This window comes from Moorena bouillonii PNG, assembly GCF_001942495.1.
GTDB classification, from domain to species: domain Bacteria; phylum Cyanobacteriota; class Cyanobacteriia; order Cyanobacteriales; family Coleofasciculaceae; genus Moorena; species Moorena bouillonii.
On record NZ_MKZS01000001.1, the window covers coordinates 5,844,720 to 5,847,364 of the forward strand.

The 2,645-nt window shown below is 48.5% G+C and carries 2 protein-coding genes; both read right to left on the reverse strand.

From position 1 onward, the window contains the following. Positions 1–47 precede the first annotated feature (47 nt). Positions 48–1,721 carry a peptidase domain-containing ABC transporter gene (locus BJP37_RS23730; protein WP_214607774.1) on the reverse strand — a complete coding sequence of 558 codons (1,674 nt, stop codon included), beginning with the start codon at positions 1,719–1,721 and terminating at the stop codon, positions 48–50. 260 nt (positions 1,722–1,981) lie between these two features. After that, positions 1,982–2,113 (reverse strand): hypothetical protein, encoded by a 132-nt coding sequence (locus tag BJP37_RS43875; protein ID WP_269087055.1) that lies wholly within the window; start codon positions 2,111–2,113, stop codon positions 1,982–1,984. Positions 2,114–2,645 lie beyond the last annotated feature (532 nt).

Below are 2,645 nucleotides of genomic sequence, written 5' to 3' on the forward strand. Positions count from 1 at the left end.
ACTGGTGGCAGGATGCCAAGGCTTAACAGTAACTATTTAGCCGGATTTCATATTACCTGCTGCCGCAAGCATTCCAGGGAGAGGTCTTGCTGGTTGTAGAGGCCATAGCGGATATTGCCAGACTGGAGAGAATACAAACCAGCCATCACTTTGGCCAGGGTACTCTTGCCACAGCCAGATTTACCAATCAGGGCAATGACTTTACCGCCAGGGATAGTGAGGGAGAAATCTTGGAGGAGGTCAACTCTACCGGCGTGGTGAAAGTTGAGCTGACTGCAGGTAATCTCTGCATTGCCGGGAATTTCAGCCCAGGGCTTTTTGAAGTCATTCTCATCTTCTGGGGTGGCATCGATCACTTCCGTCAGGCGTTGGATAACCACCTGGGCAGTAATAAATTCATCCACTAGCCCGATTACCGCCCCCAAGAAACCCAGAAAGTTGCTACTCATGCCATTGTAGGCCAGCAACTGACCGATGGATAATGTCTGATTGATCACCAGGTAACTGCCCAACCACAGTACAGCAATGGAAGTAAATGTGGAAAGAATGCTGGTGATTGTACTGCTGTAAAGCCCCAGCTTCATCATACCCCAGCCCAGGTTGGCCAGGCGACCGTAATTGCTTTGATACTCTCCCCAAGCTTGAGGGGTAGCTGGGGTGGTTTTTAGGACCTGCACCCCCCGAAACGTTTCTACCAGAAAGCCTTGGTTTTCTGTGCCTAAGACGATCAGGTTGCGGGTTTTGGCGCGCAAGGCAGGGAGGAAAAGCAGGTTGACGATAGTAACGATCACAAAGGCACCAATCGAAGCCAGAGTCAGTTCCCAACTATAGAAGATCATCAAGGCCAAGGAAACCAAGGCGATAAAAAATTGGCTGGGCAAACCGAGGACAATTTGGGAAACTAGATTATTGATAGCATCCACGTCAGCAATGCGGCTGACCACTTCCCCACTGCGCCGTCCTTCAAAGTAAGATAGGGGCAAGCGCAGGAGTTTTCGCCCGTATTCCATGATCAGGCCTAATTGCAGCCGTTGGCCGAAGTGACCGATCAGGTGAGACTGGACCAAACCGATGGCACTGCTAAACAGGTTCATGGCAATCACCCCAATGGCCACAGTGGTAAGCAGTTGGGTATCCCCCCGCACCAGCACGTCATCGGTGAGCAGTTGCATCATCAAGGGGGAGGCCAGGGAGAGCAGTCCAATGGCAAAGTTGATGCTAATGGCTTGAGCTAAAATGAAGCGATAGGGCCAGACCCGGGCAATAAAGCGCCCAAACCCACCAACTTGATCGTTCTGTTGCTGATAAAAGCGGCTGTCGTCGGGGGTCAGTAACAGCATGATGCCGTTGGCCCAACCCTCGATTAACTCTCTGCGAGTGAGGTAGCGTACCCCTACTCCAGGGTCTGCAATCACATATTTTTTTCCTTTTTTGCCATATAATACCACCCAGTGGTAGCCTTTCCAATGGATAATGGCTGGCAAGGGTACTTCATTAATGCGATCAATAATTTGATCAGTGGCTTTGACTTGGCGGGAGTTGAATCCCAAGACTTCTGCTCCTCGGCTCAATCCGAGCAAAGTAGTTCCTCGGGAGCCAGTGCCTACTGCTTCCCTCACACGACTGATGGCAAAGGTGCGTCCGTAATGCTTGGCAATGGTGGCGATGGAAGCTGCACCGCAGTCTTCTTCACTATGTTGGAGGACAATTGGGTATCTCATCTTTAGGGCTAATGCTAGGGGATAAGTTGGGGCTTTGTCCCCGACTTTATCTAACCGTGAAAAAATCTTACACTAAAATGGCCGATCACCGAGATCCGAAGGGCGCGAGGGGTAGATAAGTCAGTATTCACTTTCAGGCCTTTTTAGGCAATTGATTTTTACCTTGCCTTTAGAGGTTTTCAGCCTCTAAAGGTACCCAAAAATGTCAAAGTCCCAATAATTATGAGTATAATTATTAGTTAAGTGTTTGAATTAAGTATTTAACCAGGGCAAACCCATCTAAATTCTAGAAGCCTTACTATGAACAGACCAGCTTCTAAGACAGTTCTTTCTTCAAGAGTTAATTCACTGAACAGTTTTTCATGGGCAGTGATTTTGTAGATGTTCGACATGATTTTTCTCCTGGATTTAACTTGAATTAAGTTGACTATAAGTACATCTTTGTGACCGTTAGATGGGTAAGCTGCTGACAGTTAACTTGGCTTACCCCTTCTATAGAGTTGTCAGGGGAAGCTCAGGAACTTACGCAGCCATTTACAAAAGTTCACATGAAGACCGCAAAAAAAAAGGCGATCGCAACTCTCCTGGCGGTTGCTATCTTTGGCAACCCTAAGGAAGCAGCATCGCCGCCGTCCTGCTCAGAGTGTTCCAGCAGGATTGGGGATCTTATCGAAAACAAGGAATCGTAGAGCCAAAAAAGGGGTCAGGGGAAACAGTCCCCTGACCCGATACTGTGTTGAGCTTGCGCCCCTGAGATTTCTTGTTCGAGCTGACCTGAGACAGGACAGTGTCACCGATACTTTTTAGCTACCAAAGTCTACCAAGATAAACTTTAGCCCGCCAATGCAAGCTGATCTCTGAGCCAGGGGGATTAAACTAAGCCAGTGAGTCACCTCACTGACTCGTCTTCAAAACCGTACGTGA

Bases quoted from the DNA above. Each gene is read 5' to 3' on its own strand.
- BJP37_RS23730 (WP_214607774.1), bottom strand. From the start codon at position 1,721: ATGAGATACCCAATTGTCCTCCAACATAGTGAAGAAGACTGCGGTGCA.
- BJP37_RS43875 (WP_269087055.1), bottom strand. From the start codon at position 2,113: ATGTCGAACATCTACAAAATCACTGCCCATGAAAAACTGTTCAGTGAA.